The organism is Streptomyces sp. NPDC050534 (assembly GCF_044457745.1).
Lineage (GTDB): Bacteria > Actinomycetota > Actinomycetes > Streptomycetales > Streptomycetaceae > Streptomyces.
This window is the reverse complement of record NZ_JBITHF010000001.1, coordinates 676,576-696,075: the sequence shown is the minus strand read 5'-3', so window position 1 is coordinate 696,075 and position 19,500 is coordinate 676,576. Positions and strand designations below refer to the sequence as shown.

The following is a 19,500-nucleotide window of genomic DNA, read 5'->3' as shown; positions in this document are numbered from 1 at the left end:
TCGGCTAGCCTTGGCACACGATGAACGACCGTATGACGACGCCGTGGGGCGAGCTCGCGCTCACCCGTTTCCCCGAGGACCCGCGCGACCGGCTGCGTGCCTGGGACGCCTCCGACGAGTACCTGCTGCGGCACCTCGCGGAGGAGAAGGTCCCGCTGTCCGGCACGGTCGTGGTCCTCGGCGACCGCTGGGGCGCCCTGGCCACCGCGCTCGCGCCGCACCGGCCGGTGCAGATCACCGACTCGTTCCTCGCGCAGGAGGCGACCCGGGCGAACCTGGACCGGGCCGGGGTCGAGACCGGTGCCGTACACCTGCTGACCACGCAGGACCCGCCGCCCGAGCGGGTCGACGTCCTCCTGGTCCGGGTGCCGAAGAGCCTGGCGCTGCTGGAGGACCAGCTGCTGCGGCTGGCGCCCGCGGTGCACGAGGGCACGATCGTCGTGGGCGCCGGGATGGTGAAGGAGATCCACACCTCCACACTCCGGCTCTTCGAGCGGATGCTGGGGCCGACCCGCACCTCGCTCGCCGAGAAGAAGGCGCGGCTGATCTTCTGCACGCCGCGGCCCTCGCCCGACCGGCCCGCCAATCCGTGGCCGTACTCCTACACGCTGCCCGACGGCATCGGCACGGTCTCGGGGCGCACGGTCGTCAACCACGCGGGCGTCTTCTGTGCCGACCGGCTCGACATCGGCACCCGCTTCCTCCTCCAGCACCTGCCGGCCGGGCGTACCGGCCTGCGGGTGGTGGACCTCGGCTGCGGCAACGGCGTGGTCGGTACGGCGGTGGCGCTGGCCGACCCGGCCGCCGAGGTGCTGTTCGTGGACGAGTCGTTCCAGGCGGTGGCCTCGGCGGAGGCGACGTACAAGGCGAACGGGGTGCCGGGGCACGCCGAGTTCCGGGTCGGCGACGGACTGGCGGGGGTGCCGGCCGGGAGCGTCGACCTGGTGCTCAACAATCCGCCGTTCCACTCGCACCAGGCGACGACCGACGCGACGGCGTGGCGGATGTTCACCGGGGCGCGGCGCGTGCTGCGCCCCGGCGGTGAGCTGTGGGTCATCGGCAACCGGCACCTGGGGTACCACGTGAAGCTGCGCAAGGTGTTTGGCAACAGTCAACTGGTCGCCGGTGACCCGAAGTTCGTGGTGCTGAAGGCCGTCAGGCGTTAGACGGCGGCGGGCGGCGTGGCGAGTGTCCTGATGATCCCGGTCACCGCCTGTGCCATCGCCTCCCTCGCCACGCTCAGGTACTTCCGCGAGTCGACGGCCTCGGGATGCTCGGCCAGGAAGTCCCGGATCGCGCCGGTCATGGCCATGTTGAGGGCGGTACCGACGTTCACCTTGGCGATGCCGCCCGCCACCGCCGCGGCGAGTTCGCCGTCGGGCACTCCGGAGGAGCCGTGCAGGACGAGCGGCACGTCCAGGGTGGAGGCCAGCCGTTTGAGGAGGTCGTGGTCGAGGGTGGCGGTGCGGGTGGTCATGGCGTGCGTGCTGCCGATGGCGACCGCCAGGGCGTCCACGCCGGAGTCGGTGACGAAGGCGCGGGCCTCGGCGGGGGCGGTGCGGGCGCCGGGCGCGTGGGCGTCGAGCGGGGGCTCGCCGGTCTTGCCGCCGACCTGCCCCAACTCGGCCTCGATCCAGAGGTTGTGGGAGTGGGCCCAGTCGGCGGCGGCACGGGTGGCGGCGAGGTTCTGCTCGTAGGGCAGCCGGGCCGCGTCGTACATCAAGGAACTGAATCCGGCGTCCGCGGTCTGCCGCAGCAGGTCGTCGCTCTGGACGTGGTCGAGGTGCAACGCGATGGGGACGGCGGCGCGTTCGGCGGCGGCGACGGCCGCTCGGGCGAGCGGCAGCACTCGTCCCTGGCGGAACTTGACCGCGTTCTCGCTGACTTGGAGGACGACGGCGGCCTGCGCGGACTCGGCGCCGGCGACGACCGCCTCGACGTGCTCCAGGGTGATGACGTTGAAGGCGGCGACGGCGGAGCGCGCGGCGGCGGCGCGGGTGACGAGTTCACCGGTGGTGACGAGGGGCACGGCTACTCCTTCGAAGAGGCGCGTCGGGGCGCGTCAGGGCGTGAGGATCACCGAGCGGGTGAGGTGGCGGGGCTGGTCGGGGTCGAGACCGCGGGCCGCGGCGACGGCGACCGCGAGGCGGTGGACGCGGACCAGTTCGGCGAGCGGGTCGAGCCCGCCCGCGATCCACAGCCCGCCGGTGGCGCGCACCTGCTCGGACAGGCCCTCGGGGGCGTCGCCGAGCATCCAGGTCGCGGTGCCCTCGGTGGTGATGCTGATCGGGCCGTGCCGGTACTCCATCGCCGGGTAGGACTCCGTCCAGGCGAGTGAGGCCTCGCGCATCTTCAGGCCGGCCTCGTTGGCCAGGCCCACCGTCCAGCCCCGGCCCAGGAAGGTGAACTGCGTGCAGGCGACGAGCCCTTCGGGCAGCGGGGTCGCGAGGGCGGTGCGGCCGTCGTCGACGACGGCGTCGGTGTGCAGGCCGAGGTGGGCGCGGAGCAGGGTGAGGGCGGTGGTGGCGAACCGCGTCTGCACGACGGAGCGTTCGTCCGCGAAGTCGAGCACGACGATGTCGTCGGCCGTCCGCATGACGGGCGTGTCCGGGTCGGCGGTGATCGCGACCGTGCGGGTGCGGCCCTTCAACTGCCCGAGCAGGTCGAGGACTTCGGTGGTGGTGCCGGAGCGGGTGAGGGCCACCACGCGGTCGTACGGGCGGCCGTACGGGAACTCGGAGGCGGCGAAGGCGTCCGTTTCGCCCTGCCCCGCGCCCTCACGCAGGACGGCGGCCGCCTGCGCCATGAAGTACGAGGTGCCGCATCCGACGATCGCGACCCGCTCGCCCGGCGCCGGGAGCGCCTCGCAGTGCCGTTCCGCCTCGCCCGCGGCGCGTATCCAGCACTCGGGCTGGCTGGTCAGCTCGTCCTCGACATGGGTCATGCCGGGCCCTCCCCTGATGTGGTTTCCGCTCGACGCAGTCTTTGCTGTTTGCTTGTTTCTGCAAGATACAGCGCTATTTCGAGCATAATCAAGCATTCGAGCGAGGACCGTGTGCGCTAGGGTCGCCGGGAGATCGAGGAACGGGAGCGTGGTCATGTCGCGGGACGCCCGCTGGAAGGCGCTGCTGGAACTGCTCGTCGAGCGCGGCCGGCTGGACGTCGAGGAGGCCGCCGCCGAGCTGGAGGTCTCGTCCGCGACCATCCGGCGCGACTTCGACCAGCTCGCGGAGCAGCAGATGCTGGTCCGCACCCGGGGCGGCGCGGTCGTGCACGGGGTGTCGTACGAGCTGCCGCTGCGCTACAAGACCGCGCGGCACCCGTCCGAGAAGCAGCGGATCGCCAAGGCGGTGGCCGACCTCGTCACGCCGGGCGAGGCGGTGGGCCTGACCGGCGGCACGACCACCACCGAGGTGGCCCGCGCCCTGGCCGTGCGCAGCGATCTCGCCGCCGGCTCGCCGGCCCTCACCGTCGTCACGAACGCGCTCAACATCGCCAACGAGCTCGCCGTGCGGCCCCAGTTCAAGATCGTGGTGACCGGCGGGGTGGCCCGCCCTCAGTCGTACGAGCTCATCGGGCCGCTCGCGGACGGCGTGCTCGGCCAGATCACCATCGACGTGGCCGTGCTCGGCGTGGTCGCCTTCGACGCCACGCACGGCGCCGCCGCGCACGACGAGGCGGAGGCCGCGATCAACCGGCTGCTGTGCGAGCGCGCCGAGCGCGTGATCGTCGCCGCGGACTCCAGCAAGCTGGGACAGCGGGCGTTCGCGCGGATCTGCGGGGCCGACGAAGTGGACACGCTCGTGACCGACACGGCGGCGAGCGCGGACGAGGTACGCCGCTTCGAGGAGACGGGCCTGACCGTACTCACGGTCTGACGCCCCTGTCTCAGCGATCCGGGCACGGGCCGCCCTCCCTGCCGCGATCCCCGCGCTCCCCGGCCCGAATCCGCCTAGGCTGAGGACGGGTGCCTGGCGGGTCAGGGAGGCTGCGATGGATGCACGAGCGATCGACCACGACGTCCCCGGGACCGGTCCGCGCTATCTGCCGATCGCGGAGCACGGGCTGATCGGTGATCTGCGCAGCGTGGCCCTCGTGGGCACCGACGGCACGATCGACTGGTACTGCTGCCCGGCCTTCGACGCGCCGAGCATCTTCGCGGCGATCCTGGACGCGGAGCGCGGCGGCTGCTTCGAACTGGCGGCGGCCGTCCCGGCGCGGACCAAGCAGTTCTACTTCCCCGACACGAACGTGCTGATCACCCGGTTCTTCACCGAGGACGGCGTCGGGGAGGTGCAGGACTTCATGCCGGTCGCCGACGGGGACGTGGAAGTGGAGCGGCACCGGCTGATCCGGCGGGTGGTGTGCGTGCGCGGCTCCATCCCGTTCCGCACCCGGGTCGCCCCGCGGTTCGACTACGGCACCCGGACGCACACCGTGCGCATGGCCGGAGAGGCGGCCTTCTTCGAGGCCGAAGGGCTGGCCGTCGCGCTGACCTCGACCGTGCCCCTGGAGGCCCAAGGGCCGGACGTACGGGCCGACTTCAAGCTCTCCGAGGGCGAGACGGCGGTGTTCGCGCTGGATCAGGTCGGCGGCGACGTGCAGCCGCGCCGGTGCGCGAAGGCCGAGGCCGAGGAGCAGTTCGGCACCACGGTGGCGTACTGGCGGCGCTGGCTGTCCGCCTCCAAGTACCGTGGCCGCTGGCGGGAGATGGTGCACCGCTCCGCCCTCACCCTGAAACTGCTCACCTACGCTCCCACCGGCGCGATCGTGGCCGCGCCGACCACCAGCCTGCCCGAGCAGCTGGGCGGCGAACGCAACTGGGACTACCGGTACGTGTGGGTGCGCGACGCGGCCTTCTGCGTGTACGCGCTGCTGCGGCTCGGGTTCTCCGACGAGGCCGAGGCGTTCATGAAGTTCGTGACCCGGCACATCAGCCCGGGCGACGGCCTGCCCTCCGGGCCCCTGCAGATCATGTACGGCATCGACGGCCGCACCGACCTCACGGAGACCGAACTCGGCCATCTGGAAGGGCATCAGGGCTCCGCGCCGGTCCGGGTCGGCAACGCCGCCGCCGACCAGCTCCAGCTCGACATCTACGGCGCGCTCATCGACTCGATCTACCTCTACGACAAGTGGGCCAAGCCCGTCTCCAGCGCCCAGTGGGACGACGTGTGCGCTCTGGTGGACTGGGTGTGCGCCCACTGGGACCAGCCCGACGAAGGGATCTGGGAGACCCGCGGCGGGCGCAAGAACTTCCTGTACTCGCGGCTGATGTGCTGGGTGGCGATCGAGCGCGCCATCCGCATGGCCAACCGGCGCGGCCTGCCCGCCGATCTGCGCCACTGGCGCGAGTGCCGCGACACGATCTACCGGCGGATCATGAAGAACGGGTGGTCCGAGACCCGGCAGGCGTTCGTCCAGCACGAGGACGGCGACGTACTGGACGCGGCCGTGCTGATGATGCCGCTGACGAAGTTCATCGCGCCCACCGACCCCAAGTGGCTGTCCACCCTCGACGCCCTCACCCACGACCTGGTGTCCGACTCCCTGGTCTACCGCTACGACCCACTCACCAGCCCCGACGGGCTGCGCGGCGACGAAGGCACCTTCTCCATCTGCTCGTTCTGGTACGTCGAGGCCATGGTGCACGCCGGACGCGTCGACGAGGCACGGCTCGCCTTCGAGAAGATGCTCACTTACGCCAACCATCTCGGCCTGTACGCCGAGGAGATCAGCCACACCGGCGAGCAACAGGGCAACTTCCCGCAGGCGTTCACCCATCTCGCGCTCATCAGCGCGGCCTTCAATCTGGACAAGGCCCTGGGCTGAGGGGGTGTTGCCGGGTACACCCGGCATCCGGTGTCCAGGCCCAGCGACGGCGGCCCCCTGAACAGGAAGGATTCCAGATGTCGGCGAACGGCCGGCACGGAAATCCACCTCACCGGACTCGGGGGACCACCCATGAACGAGATCTTCGCCCGGCGGCTGACGGGCGCCGCGGGCATCGCCACCGCGGCCGCGTTCATCGTCGAAGTGCCGTTGTACTTCGTCTACTCGGGCCCGCCGACGGACGCGAACGTGCTCGCCCGGCTGCTGATCGGCATCGTCGCCCTCGCCTTCCTGGTGGTGTTCGTGACGGCCTTCCGTGAACTGGTCAAGCACACGCATCCCGCCTACGAGTGGGCCGGTTCGATCGCCTTCGCCACCGGACTCGTCTACGCCACGGTCACCCTCGTCTCCTCCGGTCTGGAGGCGGGCGCGGTCATCGCCACCGACCACCGGATCGACCCGACCATCACCGTCAACGGCACCTACATCCTCTACGGGTCGATCTCCCGCCTGATGCTGGCGATCTTCCTCACGGCGGTGGGCGTCGCCGTCACCCGCACGAACCTGCTGCCGCGCTGGGTCGGACGGTCCGCCTACGCGCTCGCGGCCGTCAACCTCGTGTTCGTGCCGTCCCTGTTCTTCGGCAACACCCCCGCGCACTTCTACGCGGCGAACGGCTGGGGGACCACGGCCCTGATGGGCGCGATCCTCAGCTACTGGCTGCTGGCCGTGGGCATCTCGACGTACCGCAGCGCGAGCCGCCGCCGCGTGCCGGCCGGCGCGTAGCCCGGATGCGGATCACGGAGTGGGCGGGACGGTCGACGGCCGTCCCGCCCACTCGCGCGCCCTCTGCGGTCTCACTCGTCCGCGACCAGCTCCACCGGCACCGCGACGACGTCCACGAGCGCGCCGGAGCGCAGGGCCGTCAGGGACAGCGGCCGCCCTATGGCGTCCTCGAGCATCAGCCGCTGCAGTGCCTGCGCGCCGGTCACCGGGTCGCCGTCGGCGGTGAGCAGCAGGTCGCCGTCCCGCAGGCCCGCGCGGGCGGCGGGCGAGGCGGGCACGACCTCGACGATCCTGAGCCCCGTGGTTCGGCCGGTGCGGGCCCGGAGCGGTGGTGGCAGCGGTGCGGGGATACCGGCGAGACCGAGATAGGCGCGGCGGACCCGGCCCTCGGAGAGCAGGGTCGCGATGATGTGCCGGCTGGTGCCGTTCACCGGGACGGCCAGGCCCAGGCCGACGTCGGCGATGGCCGTGTTGATGCCGACGACCCTGCCGTCGGCCGTGGCGAGCGCCCCGCCCGAGCTGCCCGGGTGGAGGGTGGCGTCGGTCTGGACGACGTCGTCGATGACGCGCGTCGCCCGGCCCTCGCCGGCCGGCAGCGACCGGCCCAGCGCGCTGACGACACCGGCGGTGACGCTGCCGGCCAGCCCGAGCGGGTTGCCGACCGCCACGACCAGCTGCCCCACCCGCAGCGAGTCGGCCTCACCGAGCCTGGCCGGGGGCGGCGTCGGCCCGTCGGCGCGGACCACCGCGAGATCGGAGAGCGGGTCGGCGCCGATGACGTGGAAGGGGGTGGTGGTGCCGTCGGCGAAGGACACCGTACCGGCGTCGGAGTGCCCGACGACATGGGCGTTCGTGAGCAGGAAGCCGTCGTCGGTGAAGACCACCGCAGAGCCGGTTCCCCTGACGAATCGCCCTCTGGAGCGGCGGTGCGCGACGTTCAGCGCAGCCACCTTCGGCGTGAGTTCGGCGGCGACCGACGTGACGATCTGCGAGTAGGCGTCGAGGGCGGCCTGCTCCCTGCCGGAGCGGTCGGGCCCGGAAAATGTGGTGGCCACAAGTCGACCTTTCCGCTTGCCCAAGGGCGTGCATTACATGCTTACACCCTTGCTAGGACAGGCGGAGAGGACTTCGCTGCGGGCTGACACCCGCGCACGCTCAGCGGGCGGCAGGTCCCTCGGTGCCGGGGTCCGGCCGTCTCGACGTACGCAGTGTGCCGACCGTCCTCAGCAGACGGTCGGCGGGTGTGCGCAGCTCGGGATGGGCGTTCACCGTGTTCCGCAGGCCCCGCACCGGTCTGCGCCACAGCTGGTGGGCCGCCGCGACCGGGTGGGGCCGGGTGGCGAATCCTTCCGCCACGCGCAGCTCCCGGGTCTTCAGCCAGTCCTTGTACTCCTTGTCGCCGCGTCCCAGGTCAAGCAGTGTCACGCCGTGCCGGGCCGCCGCCTCGGCGGTGCGCAGATGCATCATCAGCCCGGGCGAGTAGCGGTGGAACTCGGGGTCGTAGGCGGTGAACCAGGCGGCCAGCACCGTGCGCGAGCGGGGCCCGAAGTGCGCCGCCACGGGGCGGTCACCGGCGTAGAGCACCGACAGGACGCCGGTGAAATGCTCCTCGCGGACCTGGTGGAGATGGTGCACGAGGTCCACGATCCACGGCCGGGCGAACCGGTCCATGCGGCCCGTCCTGCGGTACTGGGCGGACTTCCACTGCATGAGCCGGCGCAGCATGCGCGGATCGCGCTCGTCGAACTCGAAGCGCACCTCGCCCACGTCGCGCCCGAGACGGCGCTCCTTCTTCAGCGTGGTCTTGGCGAGGCCGGGGTAGGCGCCGCGCAGCCACGGCGCGTACCCGCTCTCGTCGGGTTTGAGGTCGACCACCGGGGAGGCGAACAGGCCCGTGACGTGCCGGCCGAACGGCTTCTGCTCCTCGACGAGATGGTCGAACTCGAAGACGGACAGCCGGCATGCCTTCAGCAGTTCCTGGGAGTTCCAGGTGAATCCCGGGCGGTGCACGAGCGCCTGGCAGTCGGAGAGGCCGAGGCCGATGGCGCGGCCTACACCGAAGGCGTTGCGCTCGTAGGGAAAGAAGCCGACGGGTTCGCCGTTCTCACGGAGGACGGCGATCCGTGTCCCGGCGCGGTACCTGCCGATCCCGGTCGCGAACTCCGGCGCCAGGAAAGGATTGGCGTATTCCGGAGACTCGTCCATCGCCGTGTGCCATGCCGCCCGCAGTGCGGCGGTCAGCTCGTCGGCTCTGTGGATCGTGACGTCCACGTCAGATCATCCGCCCTTCCGCAGGCTCCGCGAGGAACGTCCCGACCGCGGCACAGGCCGGCAGAGCATGTGGACCCCTGTTCATCGATCGCATCGGCGACCGCTCCCCCCGTGACGTCCCCCCACGGCGCAGTCTCCGCCGTGGATCAAACCTCGCCAAACAGTACGCATGTTGTCAAGAGTGCCTGCCGCAACAAAGACCGCACTGTGACGAGTGGCCGGGATCAGGCCGGATCGATGTCCTGCCCTGCGGTTGAAGGGAAGCCGAAGGGAAACTGCCAGGTGGGCGGGATCGCATGGAACGGGAGCCCCAATCCCACCATTGTTCCCCCAATCCCCCCTGCGGAAGGGCAAGATGACCAAAGGCGGGGCTGGTGGTCCGTGGTGGTGCGGGTGCTGCCGTTGAGGTTGAACGGCTCGACGCGGGGCACGCCCTTCCTGTGAGCCGGGGCGGCCCCGCAGCCGCGGTGAGGCCGGGGAGGTGTTACGGCCGCCCCGCTCCCGGCACCTCGACCGGGACGGTGAGGACCTGGCCGCTTCCGGGGGCCACCATCTCGCTCTCCGTCATGCCCTGCCAGCGGGCCGCGGTGACGAACAGCGTCCTGCCGTCGGGGCCGCCGAGCACGCAGGCGAACGCCCCGCGGTCCAGCGGCACCGTCCGCAGCACGGTGCCGCCCTCGGCGACGCGTACGCAGCGCCGGTGTGGGACGTCGGCGTACCAGACGGCGTTCTCCACGTCGAGGCAGATCCCGTCCGGGGTGCCCTCCCCGAGGTCGGCCCAGATGCGCCGCCGGGACAGTGCGCCGTCGGCTCCGATGTCGAAGGCGACCAGTTGGTGACGGTAGGAGTCGGCGACGATCAGCGTGGAGCCGTCGGCGGTGACCGCCATGCCGTTGGGGAAGGCGATGTCGTCGGCCACCTCGCGCACCGAGCCGTCCGCGGCGGCCAGGTGCACGGAACCGGGTTCGGGGTCCTCCCCCGCCATCGGGTCGAAGTGGGCGCGGTTGACATAGGTGTTGCCGCGGCCGTCCGCCACGATGTCGTTCCAGCCCGGGACGCCGAGATCCGCGTACAGGACCAGGCCGCCGTCGGGCTCGCGGCGCAGCAGCCGGCCGTCCTTGGACGAGACGACCAGCAGCCGGCCGTCGGGGAGCCAGGCGGTGCACAGCGGCAGTGACGGCACCCGGGCGACGACCTCGCTGCGGCCGGTCAGGTCCACGGCGACGACCTCGCCTGCGGACCAGTCGGAGAAGTACAGCCGGTCGCCGTGCCAGCGGGGTGACTCCACCAGGCCCCGGCCGGTGAGCAGTACGGACACCTGGGTCATCGCCCTCACACCCTTTCGCTCGACCGGCACCGTGCCGGTCTCCCACCCTTCATACGAACAGGGGCCGGGCGAATCGACATCCGCACGCGGTGACCGGGAAACGGCCGCGGCCCGCCGGACCCTGAGACATCACAGGATGTCCGCTTCGCCGTTCGATGCCATGGTCTTGATCGTCGGCAGTCGAACGGAGGAACCGATGATGAAGTCACGACCGACCCGGCCCCGGCCGGTGCCGGCGGCCGCCGCGGGGGCGGCCGCGGCCCTGCTCGCCGCAGCCGGTCTGCTCACGGCCACACCCGCACAGGCCGACCCGCGCCCCTGCCCGGGTGCCGGGGCCGGCGACCCGGTGCGCTGCGCGCAGGTGATCGGCATCAAGGCGGGCTCGTCCCTGGCGATGCGGGCCGAACCGCGCTACGGCGCGGCGCAGGTGGCCCGGTTCGGCAACGGCCAGTGGCTGGAGCTGGACTGCTGGACCACCGGCGATCCGGACGCGGACGGCCACGGATACCGCTACTGGATGCAGGTCTCCACCGGCAGCCGCAGCGGCTTCGTCAACGACTGGTACCTGGACAGCGGCGGCTCGGGCACCTGGAAGTCGCAGATCCCCCGGTGCGCCTGATCCCCGTCGAAGAAGAGAAAGGGATGGAACCCTCATGAAGCACCTGCGTGCCCTCACCGCGACGGGAGTCGCTCTCACCGCCGCGGCCGCGGCCGTCCTCGCCGGCGCCGGGCCGGCCGGCGCCGCCATCCACTCGTGCAGCATCTCCGGCGACCCGGCCGTGTGCGCGAACGTCACCGGCATCGACGCCGGTTCGTACCTGGCGGTGCGCACCGGGCCGGGCTACGGCGCGGCGAAGTCGCCCGTGTTCGGCCAGTACCACAACGGGGACCAGCTCGGCCTGCTGTGCTGGACCACCGGCGACCCCGACGCGGACGGCCACGGATACCGCTACTGGATGCGCGTCGACAACGGCATCGGGGACGGCTACGTCAACGACTGGTATCTGGACACGGGCGGCCCGAACACCTGGAAGTCGCAGATCCAGCACTGCTGAAGCACGGCGTACGGTCACGGAGCCTTGCGGCCGACTCCCGCGTACACCCAGTACTCCGAGGGGTTGTCGGGGATCGGGTCGCCCGGGTCCGGGCGCCACACGGGGACGTGGACCAGGCCAGGCTGCACCAGGTCGAAGCCGCTGAAGAGATCGAGGATCTCGTCGTGGGAGCGGGCGGTGACGGGTGAGGTGGCGCGGGAGCGGTACAGCTTGCCGACGGCGTCGGCCGTGTCCGGGCGGTCCTCGTTGGTGGCGTGGGTCAGGGCCAGCCAGCCGCCGTCGGGCAGGGCGTCGCGGAAGGCGGCCACGATGGCGGCCGGGTTCTCCTCGGGCGAGACGAAGTGCAGGATCGTGATCATCAGTACGGCGACGGGCTGGTCGAAGTCGATCAGCTTGCGCACCTGCGGGGAGGCCAGGACGTCGGCCGGCCGCCGGATGTCGCCGTCGACGATGTCCGCGTCCGGGTTGTCGGCGAGCAGGGAGGCGCTGTGGGCCACGGCCACGGGGTCGTTGTCGACGTAGACGATGCGGGCGCCGGGGCTGGCGGCCTGCGCCACCTCGTGGACGTTGCCCTGGGTGGGGATGCCCGAGCCGAGGTCGATGAACTGCCGTACCCCCGACTCGACCAGGAACCGCACCGCGCGGCCGAGGAAGGCGCGGTTGGCCCGGGCCAGGGTGCGCACCTGGGGGTCGATGGCGGTGAAGGCGGCGAGGGCCTCCCGGTCGATGGCGAAGTTGTGGTCACCGCCCAGCATGGCGTCGTACATGCGGGCGACACTCGCCTTGACGGGATCGGTCCCCGGTGGCATTCCAGCGTTGTCCGGCACTGCAACTCCCTCTATGACCAGGGGCCTTGACGCGTCATCATATAGTTGCCGACGGCGCCCGACGAGCCACCCTCATCGCCGTGCGCCCGGACCCCACCCGGAAAGGCACGACCCCTGCGGAACGAACCGCGCAGCCGCACCGACGACTTCCCCACCGCCCAGCCCCCACCCAGGCGTTCGGCCTTCTCACCCGCCGCCGACGTCATCGGCTCGGAGCTGGATCTGCGGCTGACCGGCAGTCATGTCGTGCACGCGCTCACGCCCGGATTCTGCGACGCGGCCTCGGTCTATCTGCTGGAGCGCTGGCTGCGCGAGGAGAACGCCTACCCGGCCGCGGATCCGCCCCAGATAGAGGCGCGGCGGCTGGCGCTGCGCGTGGGCACGGACGCGGCGGAGGACTGGGCGGGCCTGCTGCCGGACGGCGAGGTGATCGTCTTCCCGCGCGCGACGCCGTACGCGCGCGCTCTCGCCGACGGACAGGCGCAGTTGCTCGACGCGGTCGACTCCCACACCTCCGAACGGCTGATCGCCTCCGGCAACGGCGACGCGCGAGTGGACGCCCTGCTGCGCGCGTCGTCCTTCCTCGTCGTCCCGCTGCGGCTGCGCGGCACCCCGGTCGGCTTCGTCGCGTGCACCCGCGGCCCGGACCGGGCCCCGTTCCGGACGGCGGAGGTCACGGCCGTCGCCGCACTGGCCGCGCGGGCCGCGACGGCCCTGGACAACGCGCGCCGCTACGAACGCGAGCGCCGCACCGCCCTGGCCATCCGCAACAGCCTGCTGCCCGGCTCCGCCCACGAGACCGAGGGCTGCCGCATCGCGCACGGCTGTCTGCCGGCCGGGCAGGGCAACATCATCGGCGGCGACTGGTTCGACGTGCTGAGACGGCCGGGCGACCGGGTCAGCCTGGTCGTCGGCGACGCCATGGGACACGGCCCGGAGTCCGCCGTGGCGATGATCCAACTGCGCACTGCGGTCCGCACGTTGGCGGGGTTCGACATCCCCGCCGCGGATCTCGTACGGCGTCTCGACGCCCTCGCCTACGACACCCCGGGCGCCTCCTTCGCGACCTGCATCTACGCCGAGTGGGACGCACGCGCGCACACCTGCACCCTCGTCGGCGCGGGCCACCCTCCCCCACTGCTGCGCGGCCCGGACGGCCGGACCGCGCCGGTGGCGCTGGCCAGCCCGGGCCTGCCCCTCGGGCTGGGCACGGGCAGCTACGAGGCCACCGTGCTCACCGTGGACGAACCGTCTCTGCTGGTGCTCTACAGCGACGGCCTGGTCGAGTCCCGCGACGCCGACATCGACCAGGAGATCACCCGCCTCGCACACACCCTGGACACGGCCGTGCTGGAGCCCGCCCCGGCCGACGACCACCAGCGGCTCCAGTCCCTGTGCCGGCGGCTGCTGCGCTCCCCCAGCGCCGCCGCGGGCGCGGACGACCGCACGCTGCTGCTGGCCGAACTGACGCCCGGGAAGGACTGAACTCCCCTGCCGGGCGGGCTCAGACCGTCAGGTTGGCCCAGACGGCGTTGCCGCCGGTGAGTCTGGACCGGTCGACCCCCCAGATGTCCGCGATCGCCTCCACCAGCACCAGCCCGCGGCCGCCCTCGTCGTCGGGGCCGGGTTCGCACCGGGGCAGTCCGCGGCCCGTGTGGTCGTGGTCGTGCACCTCGAGGCGCAGGCAGTCGTCGGTGACGAGCCCGATGCCGCACAGGATCCGCGCGCTGAGGGTGTGGCGCAGGGCGTTGGTGGCCAGCTCGGAGACGAGCAGGACGGCGTCGGCACACAGGTCGGCGGGCACCCGCCAGGCGCTCAGCCGCGCGTTCACGGAGCGGCGGGCGACCTTGATGCTGGAGCGGTGTGGCGGCAGTTCGAGCCAGTGCGTTCGTTCCTGGCTAGCGGCGTCTAACAGCTGCGGTGAGGAAGTCATGTGGGGGGACACGGCAGTTGCCTTCCGGGGGGAGAGCTGGTGCGCGTGATCGTCGCAAAGATTCGCGCAAGTAACTATGCTCACAGGCCAGTTCAACCTGCAACCAGCTGCCTGTTATTTTCATCTAGCCGGTATCGTTCTGGTGGCTTCATCAAGTCGCTTGCGCTGACGCGTTCGTGACGGTTCCTCAGGAGGTAGGGCGTGAACGAAGGCCGGTCGGGCGCTGGCAGCAACAGCCCCAGTGCTCCCACCGTTCTCCGCATGATCCTCGGCCGACGGCTTCAGGAGCGGCGCCAGGACGCGGGCGTCTCCCTGGACGACGCGGCCAAGGCGCTGCGGGTGACGTCCCTGACCATCCGCCGGCTGGAGAAGGCGGAGGTCGCGCTCAAGCCCCTCTACGTGGAGAAGCTGCTCGAGACCTACGGGGCCGACCGGCAGGAGATCGACGAGTTCGTCCCCCTCGCCGAGCGGGCCAACGAGCCCGGTTGGTGGCACATGTACCGCGATGTGCTGCCCAGTTGGTTCAGCGGCTACGTCAGCCTCGAGACCGGCGCGACGACGCTGCGGACCTACGAGCCGCACTACGTGACCGGTCTTTTACAGACCCCTCGCTATGCGCGCGCCGTGCTCCGCGGCGGCCTGCCCAACGGCAGCGAGGAGGAGCTGGAACGCCGGGTGGACGTGCGGCTGCGCCGCCAGAGCCTGCTGGAGAAGAAGGACGCGCCCACGCTGTGGGCGGTGCTGGAAGAAGCCGTGCTGCACCGGGTGGTGGGCGGCCCCGAGGTGATGCGGGAGCAGATCGACCGGCTGCTGGAGGTGTCCGAACTGGAGCATGTCAGCGTCGACGTCGTGCCGTTCGCGGCGGGCGCCCACGTCGGCGCGTGCGCGCCCTTCACCTACTTCCGGTTCGAGGAGCCGGAGCTGCCCGACATCGTCTACAGCGAGGTCCTCACCGGCTCCATGTACCTGGACCAGCGTTCGGACGTGGCGGCCCATCTGGAAGCGCACAACCGCATGTCCCTGCTGACCTCGGACGCGGACAGCAAGGCGCTCCTGAATCGCATGCGAAAGGAGTACTCATGACTGTTACCGGCGGCCGTGTCTGCCATGTCTACAACGGGATGCCGGCGTCGGACCTCGGTGATCATGGCTGGGAGTCTCCGTGGAGCGGTCCCAACGGGGGCCAGTGCGTGCAGACCAAGCAGCTCGCCGACGGCCGTGTGGCACTGAGGCAGTCGACCGATCCCGCCGGACCCGCGCTGATCTACACCCCCGAGGAGATCACCGCGTTCGTCGCGGGAGTCAAACGAGGCCTCGCCGATCATCTGACGGCCGGCTGACCCCACCGGACCGGCGGGAAGGACCCGGGCCCACCCCGGCCACCATCCGCCCGACACCCCCACACGCACACCACCGAAAGGGACAGGATGACCAACTCGCACGCCGCGCGGGACATCGACACCAGCAGGCCGCACTCCGCCCGGATGTACGACTACTACCTCGGCGGCAAGGACCACTTCGAGGTCGACAAGCTGGCCGCGGAGACCGTCGCCGAGGCCTACCCGGCCATCTTCGTGTGCGCTCGCGAGAACCGGGCGTTCATGCACCGCGCCACCCGGGTCCTGGCCCGGGAGCACGGCATCCGCCAGTGGCTGGACATCGGCACCGGCATCCCCACCGAGCCGAACCTGCACCAGGTGGCGCAGTCCGTGGTGCCCGAGGCGCGGGTGGTCTACGCCGACAACGACCCGCTCGTCCTCAAGTACGCCGAGCGCCTGATGCGCAGCACCGCCCAGGGCCGCACCACGTACATCGAGGCGGACGTCAACGACCCGGCCGCGCTGCTGACCTCCCCGGAACTCGCCGAGGTCCTGGACATGGGCCGGCCCGTGGCCCTGTCGCTGAACGCCCTGATGCACTTCGTGACGGACGCGCAGGACCCGTACGGCATCGTGGAGCGTCTGCTGGCCGTCCTGCCTTCGGGCAGCGCGCTGGCGCTGAGCCACTGCACGCCAGACTTCGACCCGGCGACCTGGCAGAAGGTCACCGACATCTACAACAACGCCGGTACGCCGGTGCAGTTCCGCTCGCAGCAGGACGTGGCCCGGTTCTTCAGCGGGCTCGAACTGCTCGAGCCCGGGATCTCGGTAGGTCACCGCTGGCGCCCGGACGGCGAGGCCACGGCCACGGACGCCGAGGTCAGCCTGTGGACCGGAGTGGGCATCAAGCCGTAGGGGTGCGGCAGTTGGGGGTGTCGTACGGCCCCGGTCCCACGCGGGGCCGGGGCCGTACGCCTGCCGGTCCGAGGCAGGTGCCTCAGTTCTGCACGGGCCTGCCCCGGCCCCACGCCCAGGCGAGGCGGTCGGCGCCGGACGGGTTGGTGGTGGCCAGCCAGGGGCGGGCGGCGTCGCCGGTCAGCTTCTGGATCGAGTAGGTGTCGTCGGTGCGCAGGCCGGGCCAGTAGACCGACCCCATGCCGAGCTTGCGGAAGGTGTCGGTGTCGGCCTGGATGAAGTTGACCGAGTTGTCGGCGGCGTCCGGCTTGTCGTAGTCGAGGCCGGTGGTCATCGGCGCGCCGAACTCGTCGGCGACCGTACGGCCCGCGCAGTCGCCGATGCGCTCCTTGAGGTCGGACACCCACTGGTCGTAGGTGGCGTAGCTCTTCCAGAAGCCGTAGTGGTGCAGCGAGAGGTAGGTGCCCTTCAGCCGCGGGTCGGCGCAGACCGAGGTGACGTGGTCGTTGTAGCCCGCGCCACTGACGAAGACCCGGCTGCGCGGGACGGACGGGTAGGTCGCGAGCCACTTCGCGGCGAGGTCGGCCCACTGGGCGTCGGTGTAGCCGTGGGGTTCGTTCATCGGCTCGAAGTAGACGTGCGGGTCGTGCCGGTAGGTGCCCACGACCGTGTTCCACATGGGCCAGTAGGTGGTCTCGTCGTCGATGAAGCCGTCCTTCTGGGCGCCGGTGCCCTCCCAGTAGGAGACGATCACCTTGAAGCCCTTGTCGGAGGCCGCGTCGATGACGCCCCGGTACGACTTCCAGTACGAGCCGTTGACGGTGTACGGGTTGATCGGCAGCCGCACGGTGTTGGCGCCGAGGTTGGCGCGGAACGCCGAGATCACCCGGCTCGCCTTGGCGTACGTCTGCGCGTAGCTGTCGGAGAGCGACAGGCCGGACAGTACGACCGGGTCGTCGGCGTAATTGTCGCGCGGGTCCGCCCAGTTGACGCCCTTGAACTGGGTGGTGCCGGTGCCTGGCGCGGCGGAGGCGGGGCCGCCGGCGAGGGCGGTGCCGCTCAGCGCGGCGATCGCGACCGCCGCGCAGGCGGCACGCAGCCGGGGGGTGAGGCGGTTCGTGGCAGTGGGCTTGCGCATCGACGTGCCTTTCGGGAGACGGCGGCTCGGCGCCCGCATGTTTACGTAAACATGACCTGGCTCGACAAGCGATGTTTACGTAAACTCGGCGGCGCCGGAATCGTGGCATCCGGCCCAGCGGCCGTCAAGATGCCTCACGCGTACCATCCGGTGCGTCGGGGAGCCGGGCGGAAGTGGTGCAGCGATGGATCAGAGCGACCGGGAGCAACGGGTGCCCGCCTCCCCGGGCGGCGCGCAGCGGGGCGGCTCCGGCGTGCCCGGCGGGCGCCGCAAACAGCGCGTGTCCATGGCCGACGTCGCCAAGCTCGCGGGCGTGTCCTCGCAGACGGTCTCGCGGGTCTCCAACGGCCATCCCGGCGTGATCGGTTCGACCCGGGAGCAGGTCCTCGCGGCCATGCGGGAGCTGGGGTACCGGCCCAACAGCGCGGCGCGCGCCCTGCGTTACGGCCAGTTCAACACCATCGGCGTGATCCTCTTCAGCCTCGCCTCGACGGGCAACAGCCGCACCGTGGAGGCGATCGCCACGCATGCCGCGGCCGAGGGCTACGCGATCACACTGATCCCCATCGACGTCCCGACCCAGGACAACGTGCTGGGCGCCTTCACGCGCATGGGCGAGCTGGCCGTCGACGCCGTCATCGTCATCATGGAGATCCACCTGCTCGACACCGGCACGGTGCAGCTGCCGCCCGGGGTGCACGTCGTCGTCGTGGACTCCGACGCCGGGGACCGCTACAGCGTGGTCGACACCGACCAGGCCGACGGCGCCCGCAAGGCCGTGACCCATCTGCTCGACCTGGGCCACCGCACCGTCTGGCACGTGGCCGGGCCCGAGACGTCCTTCGCCGGCCAGCGCCGCACCCTGGCCTGGCGCACCGTCCTGGAGGAGGCGGGCCGCCCGGTGCCGCCGCCCCTGCGCGGCGACTGGTCGGCCGAGTCCGGCTACGCGGCCGGCCTCGCGCTCGCCGAACAGGCGGACTGCACGGCCGTGTTCGCCTCCAACGACCAGATGGCCCTGGGCCTGCTGCGCGCCTTCCACGAGCGCGGCCTGCACGTGCCCGCGGACATCAGCGTCGTCGGCTTCGACGACATCCCCGACGCCGAGTACTTCGTGCCTCCCCTCACCACCGTCCACCAGGACTTCGCCGAGGTCGGCCGCCGCTGCGTCGAGGGCGTCCTGGAGCAGATGCGCGCCCATGGCGGCGCACGGGCCGGCACCGACCTCGTCCCGGCCGGACTCGTGGTCCGGCACAGCACCGCCGCGCCACGGGGCGGCCGCCGGTGACCCACGGCGAGACCGAGCCGGTCACCCCGTCCACGCCGCGACCCGTGCGCCGCCCGTCGCTGGTGCAGGGCTGGCACGAACTGACCTTCCTGCACTGGCCGGTCGAGCCGGAGCGGGTGGCCGCGCTGCTGCCCGCCGGGACCCGCCCCGACACCCTCGACGGAGTCACCTACGTCGGTCTGGTGCCGTTCCTGATGCGCGGGGTGGGCCTCGGCCCGGGGCCCGGACTGCCGTACCTCGGCACGTTCTGCGAGACGAACGTACGGCTGTACTCGGTGGACGAGCAGGGCCGCCGCGGCGTGGTGTTCCGCTCCCTGGACGCGAACCGCCTCCTGCCCGTGCTGGTGGGGCGATGGGGCGTACGGCTGCCCTACGTCTGGTCCGCGATGCGCCTGCTCCGCGAGGGCGGCGTGCTCACCTACACCTCCTGTCGCAGGCGGGCGGCGGGACGCGGGCCCAGGAGCCGGGTGGTGGTGCGGCCCGGCGCACCCATCGCGCGGCCCACGCCCCTGGAACACTTCCTCACCGCCCGCTGGGGCATGCACGTCCCCTGGCACGGCCGCACGCTGCACCTGCCGAACGACCACCCGCCGTGGCCGCTGCACCGGGCCGAACTCCTCGACCTGGACGACGAGTTGGTCGCCGCGGCCGGTCTGCCGCAGATGCGGGGCGCGCCGGTCAGCGTGCTGTACTCGCCGGGTGTCCCGGTCCGGTTCGGGGCGCCGTCCCTCATACGTCCGCGATCAGGAACGCCGCAGCCGGAGCGGTCAGTAATGGAGAAGCGCCGGGCCCCGCGCCGCCCGTAGCGTGAC

20 protein-coding genes are annotated in these 19,500 nt (G+C 71.6%); 12 read left to right on the top strand and 8 right to left on the bottom strand.

Annotated features, from left to right (window positions below; translation table 11 throughout):
• Window positions 1-32: 32 nt before the first annotated feature.
• Complete coding sequence (locus ACIBN2_RS03115) at window positions 33-1,166, top strand: methyltransferase (RefSeq protein ID WP_399132874.1); 1,134 nt, start codon at window positions 33-35, stop codon at window positions 1,164-1,166.
• Here ACIBN2_RS03115 and ACIBN2_RS03110 read toward each other — a convergent pair.
• Complete coding sequence (locus ACIBN2_RS03110; protein ID WP_399132356.1) at window positions 1,163-2,029, bottom strand: class II fructose-bisphosphate aldolase; 867 nt, start codon at window positions 2,027-2,029, stop codon at window positions 1,163-1,165. The genes ACIBN2_RS03115 and ACIBN2_RS03110 overlap by 4 nt on opposite strands.
• A gap of 33 nt (window positions 2,030-2,062) precedes the next feature.
• Window positions 2,063-2,944 (bottom strand): SIS domain-containing protein, encoded by an 882-nt coding sequence (locus ACIBN2_RS03105; protein ID WP_399132355.1) that lies wholly within the window; start codon window positions 2,942-2,944, stop codon window positions 2,063-2,065.
• Between the two features lie 154 nt (window positions 2,945-3,098).
• Between ACIBN2_RS03105 and ACIBN2_RS03100 the strand changes: the two genes are divergently transcribed.
• The 3 genes from ACIBN2_RS03100 (at window position 3,099) to ACIBN2_RS03090 (ending at window position 6,618) form a co-directional block, all read left to right on the top strand.
• The gene (locus tag ACIBN2_RS03100) at window positions 3,099-3,878 is read left to right on the top strand and encodes a DeoR/GlpR family DNA-binding transcription regulator (protein WP_399132354.1); all 780 of its coding nucleotides are present in this window, start codon (window positions 3,099-3,101) and stop codon (window positions 3,876-3,878) included.
• A 115-nt stretch (window positions 3,879-3,993) separates the two neighbouring features.
• Window positions 3,994-5,832: a glycoside hydrolase family 15 protein gene (locus tag ACIBN2_RS03095; RefSeq protein ID WP_399132353.1), complete on the top strand. Its 1,839-nt coding sequence runs from the start codon at window positions 3,994-3,996 to the stop codon at window positions 5,830-5,832.
• Between the two features lie 132 nt (window positions 5,833-5,964).
• A complete protein-coding gene (locus ACIBN2_RS03090) occupies window positions 5,965-6,618 on the top strand; it encodes a hypothetical protein (RefSeq protein WP_399132352.1) in 654 nt (217 codons plus the stop codon).
• A 71-nt stretch (window positions 6,619-6,689) separates the two neighbouring features.
• Here ACIBN2_RS03090 and ACIBN2_RS03085 read toward each other — a convergent pair whose 3' ends face one another.
• The 3 genes from ACIBN2_RS03085 to ACIBN2_RS03075 form a co-directional block, all read right to left on the bottom strand.
• On the bottom strand, window positions 6,690-7,673 hold the full coding sequence (locus tag ACIBN2_RS03085) for a S1C family serine protease (protein WP_399132351.1): 984 nt from the start codon (window positions 7,671-7,673) through the stop codon (window positions 6,690-6,692).
• 100 nt (window positions 7,674-7,773) lie between these two features.
• The gene (locus ACIBN2_RS03080; protein ID WP_399132350.1) at window positions 7,774-8,889 is read right to left on the bottom strand and encodes a GNAT family N-acetyltransferase; all 1,116 of its coding nucleotides are present in this window, start codon (window positions 8,887-8,889) and stop codon (window positions 7,774-7,776) included.
• 484 nt (window positions 8,890-9,373) lie between these two features.
• The gene (locus ACIBN2_RS03075; protein ID WP_399132349.1) at window positions 9,374-10,216 is read right to left on the bottom strand and encodes an SMP-30/gluconolactonase/LRE family protein; all 843 of its coding nucleotides are present in this window, start codon (window positions 10,214-10,216) and stop codon (window positions 9,374-9,376) included.
• 196 nt (window positions 10,217-10,412) lie between these two features.
• Between ACIBN2_RS03075 and ACIBN2_RS03070 the strand changes: the two genes are divergently transcribed.
• Together ACIBN2_RS03070 and ACIBN2_RS03065 are read left to right on the top strand one after the other, a co-directional pair.
• Entirely contained in the window at window positions 10,413-10,835 is a 423-nt protein-coding gene (locus ACIBN2_RS03070; RefSeq protein ID WP_399132348.1) for a hypothetical protein, read from the top strand.
• Window positions 10,836-10,869: 34 nt separating this feature from the next.
• Window positions 10,870-11,271 (top strand): hypothetical protein, encoded by a 402-nt coding sequence (locus ACIBN2_RS03065; RefSeq protein ID WP_399132347.1) that lies wholly within the window; start codon window positions 10,870-10,872, stop codon window positions 11,269-11,271.
• A gap of 14 nt (window positions 11,272-11,285) precedes the next feature.
• Here the strand turns inward: ACIBN2_RS03065 and ACIBN2_RS03060 are convergent, their stop codons facing one another.
• Entirely contained in the window at window positions 11,286-12,080 is a 795-nt protein-coding gene (locus ACIBN2_RS03060) for an SAM-dependent methyltransferase (protein ID WP_399132873.1), read from the bottom strand.
• A 63-nt stretch (window positions 12,081-12,143) separates the two neighbouring features.
• Between ACIBN2_RS03060 and ACIBN2_RS03055 the strand changes: the two genes are divergently transcribed.
• Window positions 12,144-13,583: a PP2C family protein-serine/threonine phosphatase gene (locus ACIBN2_RS03055; RefSeq protein ID WP_399132346.1), complete on the top strand. Its 1,440-nt coding sequence runs from the start codon at window positions 12,144-12,146 to the stop codon at window positions 13,581-13,583.
• Between the two features lie 19 nt (window positions 13,584-13,602).
• Here the strand turns inward: ACIBN2_RS03055 and ACIBN2_RS03050 are convergent, their stop codons facing one another.
• Entirely contained in the window at window positions 13,603-14,031 is a 429-nt protein-coding gene (locus tag ACIBN2_RS03050) for an ATP-binding protein (RefSeq protein WP_399132345.1), read from the bottom strand.
• Between the two features lie 201 nt (window positions 14,032-14,232).
• Here ACIBN2_RS03050 and ACIBN2_RS03045 point away from each other — a divergent pair, with 201 nt between their 5' ends.
• The 3 genes from ACIBN2_RS03045 to ACIBN2_RS03035 all read left to right on the top strand — a co-directional run bounded on the left by ACIBN2_RS03045 (window position 14,233) and on the right by ACIBN2_RS03035 (window position 16,265).
• Window positions 14,233-15,114, top strand: coding sequence for a helix-turn-helix domain-containing protein (locus ACIBN2_RS03045; protein WP_399132344.1), 882 nt, complete (start codon window positions 14,233-14,235; stop codon window positions 15,112-15,114).
• Window positions 15,111-15,371 carry a DUF397 domain-containing protein gene (locus ACIBN2_RS03040; protein WP_399132343.1) on the top strand — a complete coding sequence of 87 codons (261 nt, stop codon included), beginning with the start codon at window positions 15,111-15,113 and terminating at the stop codon, window positions 15,369-15,371. Before ACIBN2_RS03045 ends, ACIBN2_RS03040 begins: the two co-directional genes overlap by 4 nt.
• A gap of 87 nt (window positions 15,372-15,458) precedes the next feature.
• A complete protein-coding gene (locus ACIBN2_RS03035) occupies window positions 15,459-16,265 on the top strand; it encodes an SAM-dependent methyltransferase (RefSeq protein WP_399132342.1) in 807 nt (268 codons plus the stop codon).
• Between the two features lie 82 nt (window positions 16,266-16,347).
• Here the strand turns inward: ACIBN2_RS03035 and ACIBN2_RS03030 are convergent, their stop codons facing one another.
• Window positions 16,348-17,403, bottom strand: coding sequence for a glycoside hydrolase family 5 protein (locus ACIBN2_RS03030; RefSeq protein ID WP_399132341.1), 1,056 nt, complete (start codon window positions 17,401-17,403; stop codon window positions 16,348-16,350).
• A 184-nt stretch (window positions 17,404-17,587) separates the two neighbouring features.
• Here ACIBN2_RS03030 and ACIBN2_RS03025 point away from each other — a divergent pair, with 184 nt between their 5' ends.
• The gene (locus tag ACIBN2_RS03025) at window positions 17,588-18,688 is read left to right on the top strand and encodes a LacI family DNA-binding transcriptional regulator (RefSeq protein WP_399132340.1); all 1,101 of its coding nucleotides are present in this window, start codon (window positions 17,588-17,590) and stop codon (window positions 18,686-18,688) included.
• Window positions 18,685-19,494 (top strand): YqjF family protein, encoded by an 810-nt coding sequence (locus ACIBN2_RS03020; RefSeq protein WP_399132339.1) that lies wholly within the window; start codon window positions 18,685-18,687, stop codon window positions 19,492-19,494. Before ACIBN2_RS03025 ends, ACIBN2_RS03020 begins: the two co-directional genes overlap by 4 nt.
• Window positions 19,495-19,500 lie beyond the last annotated feature (6 nt).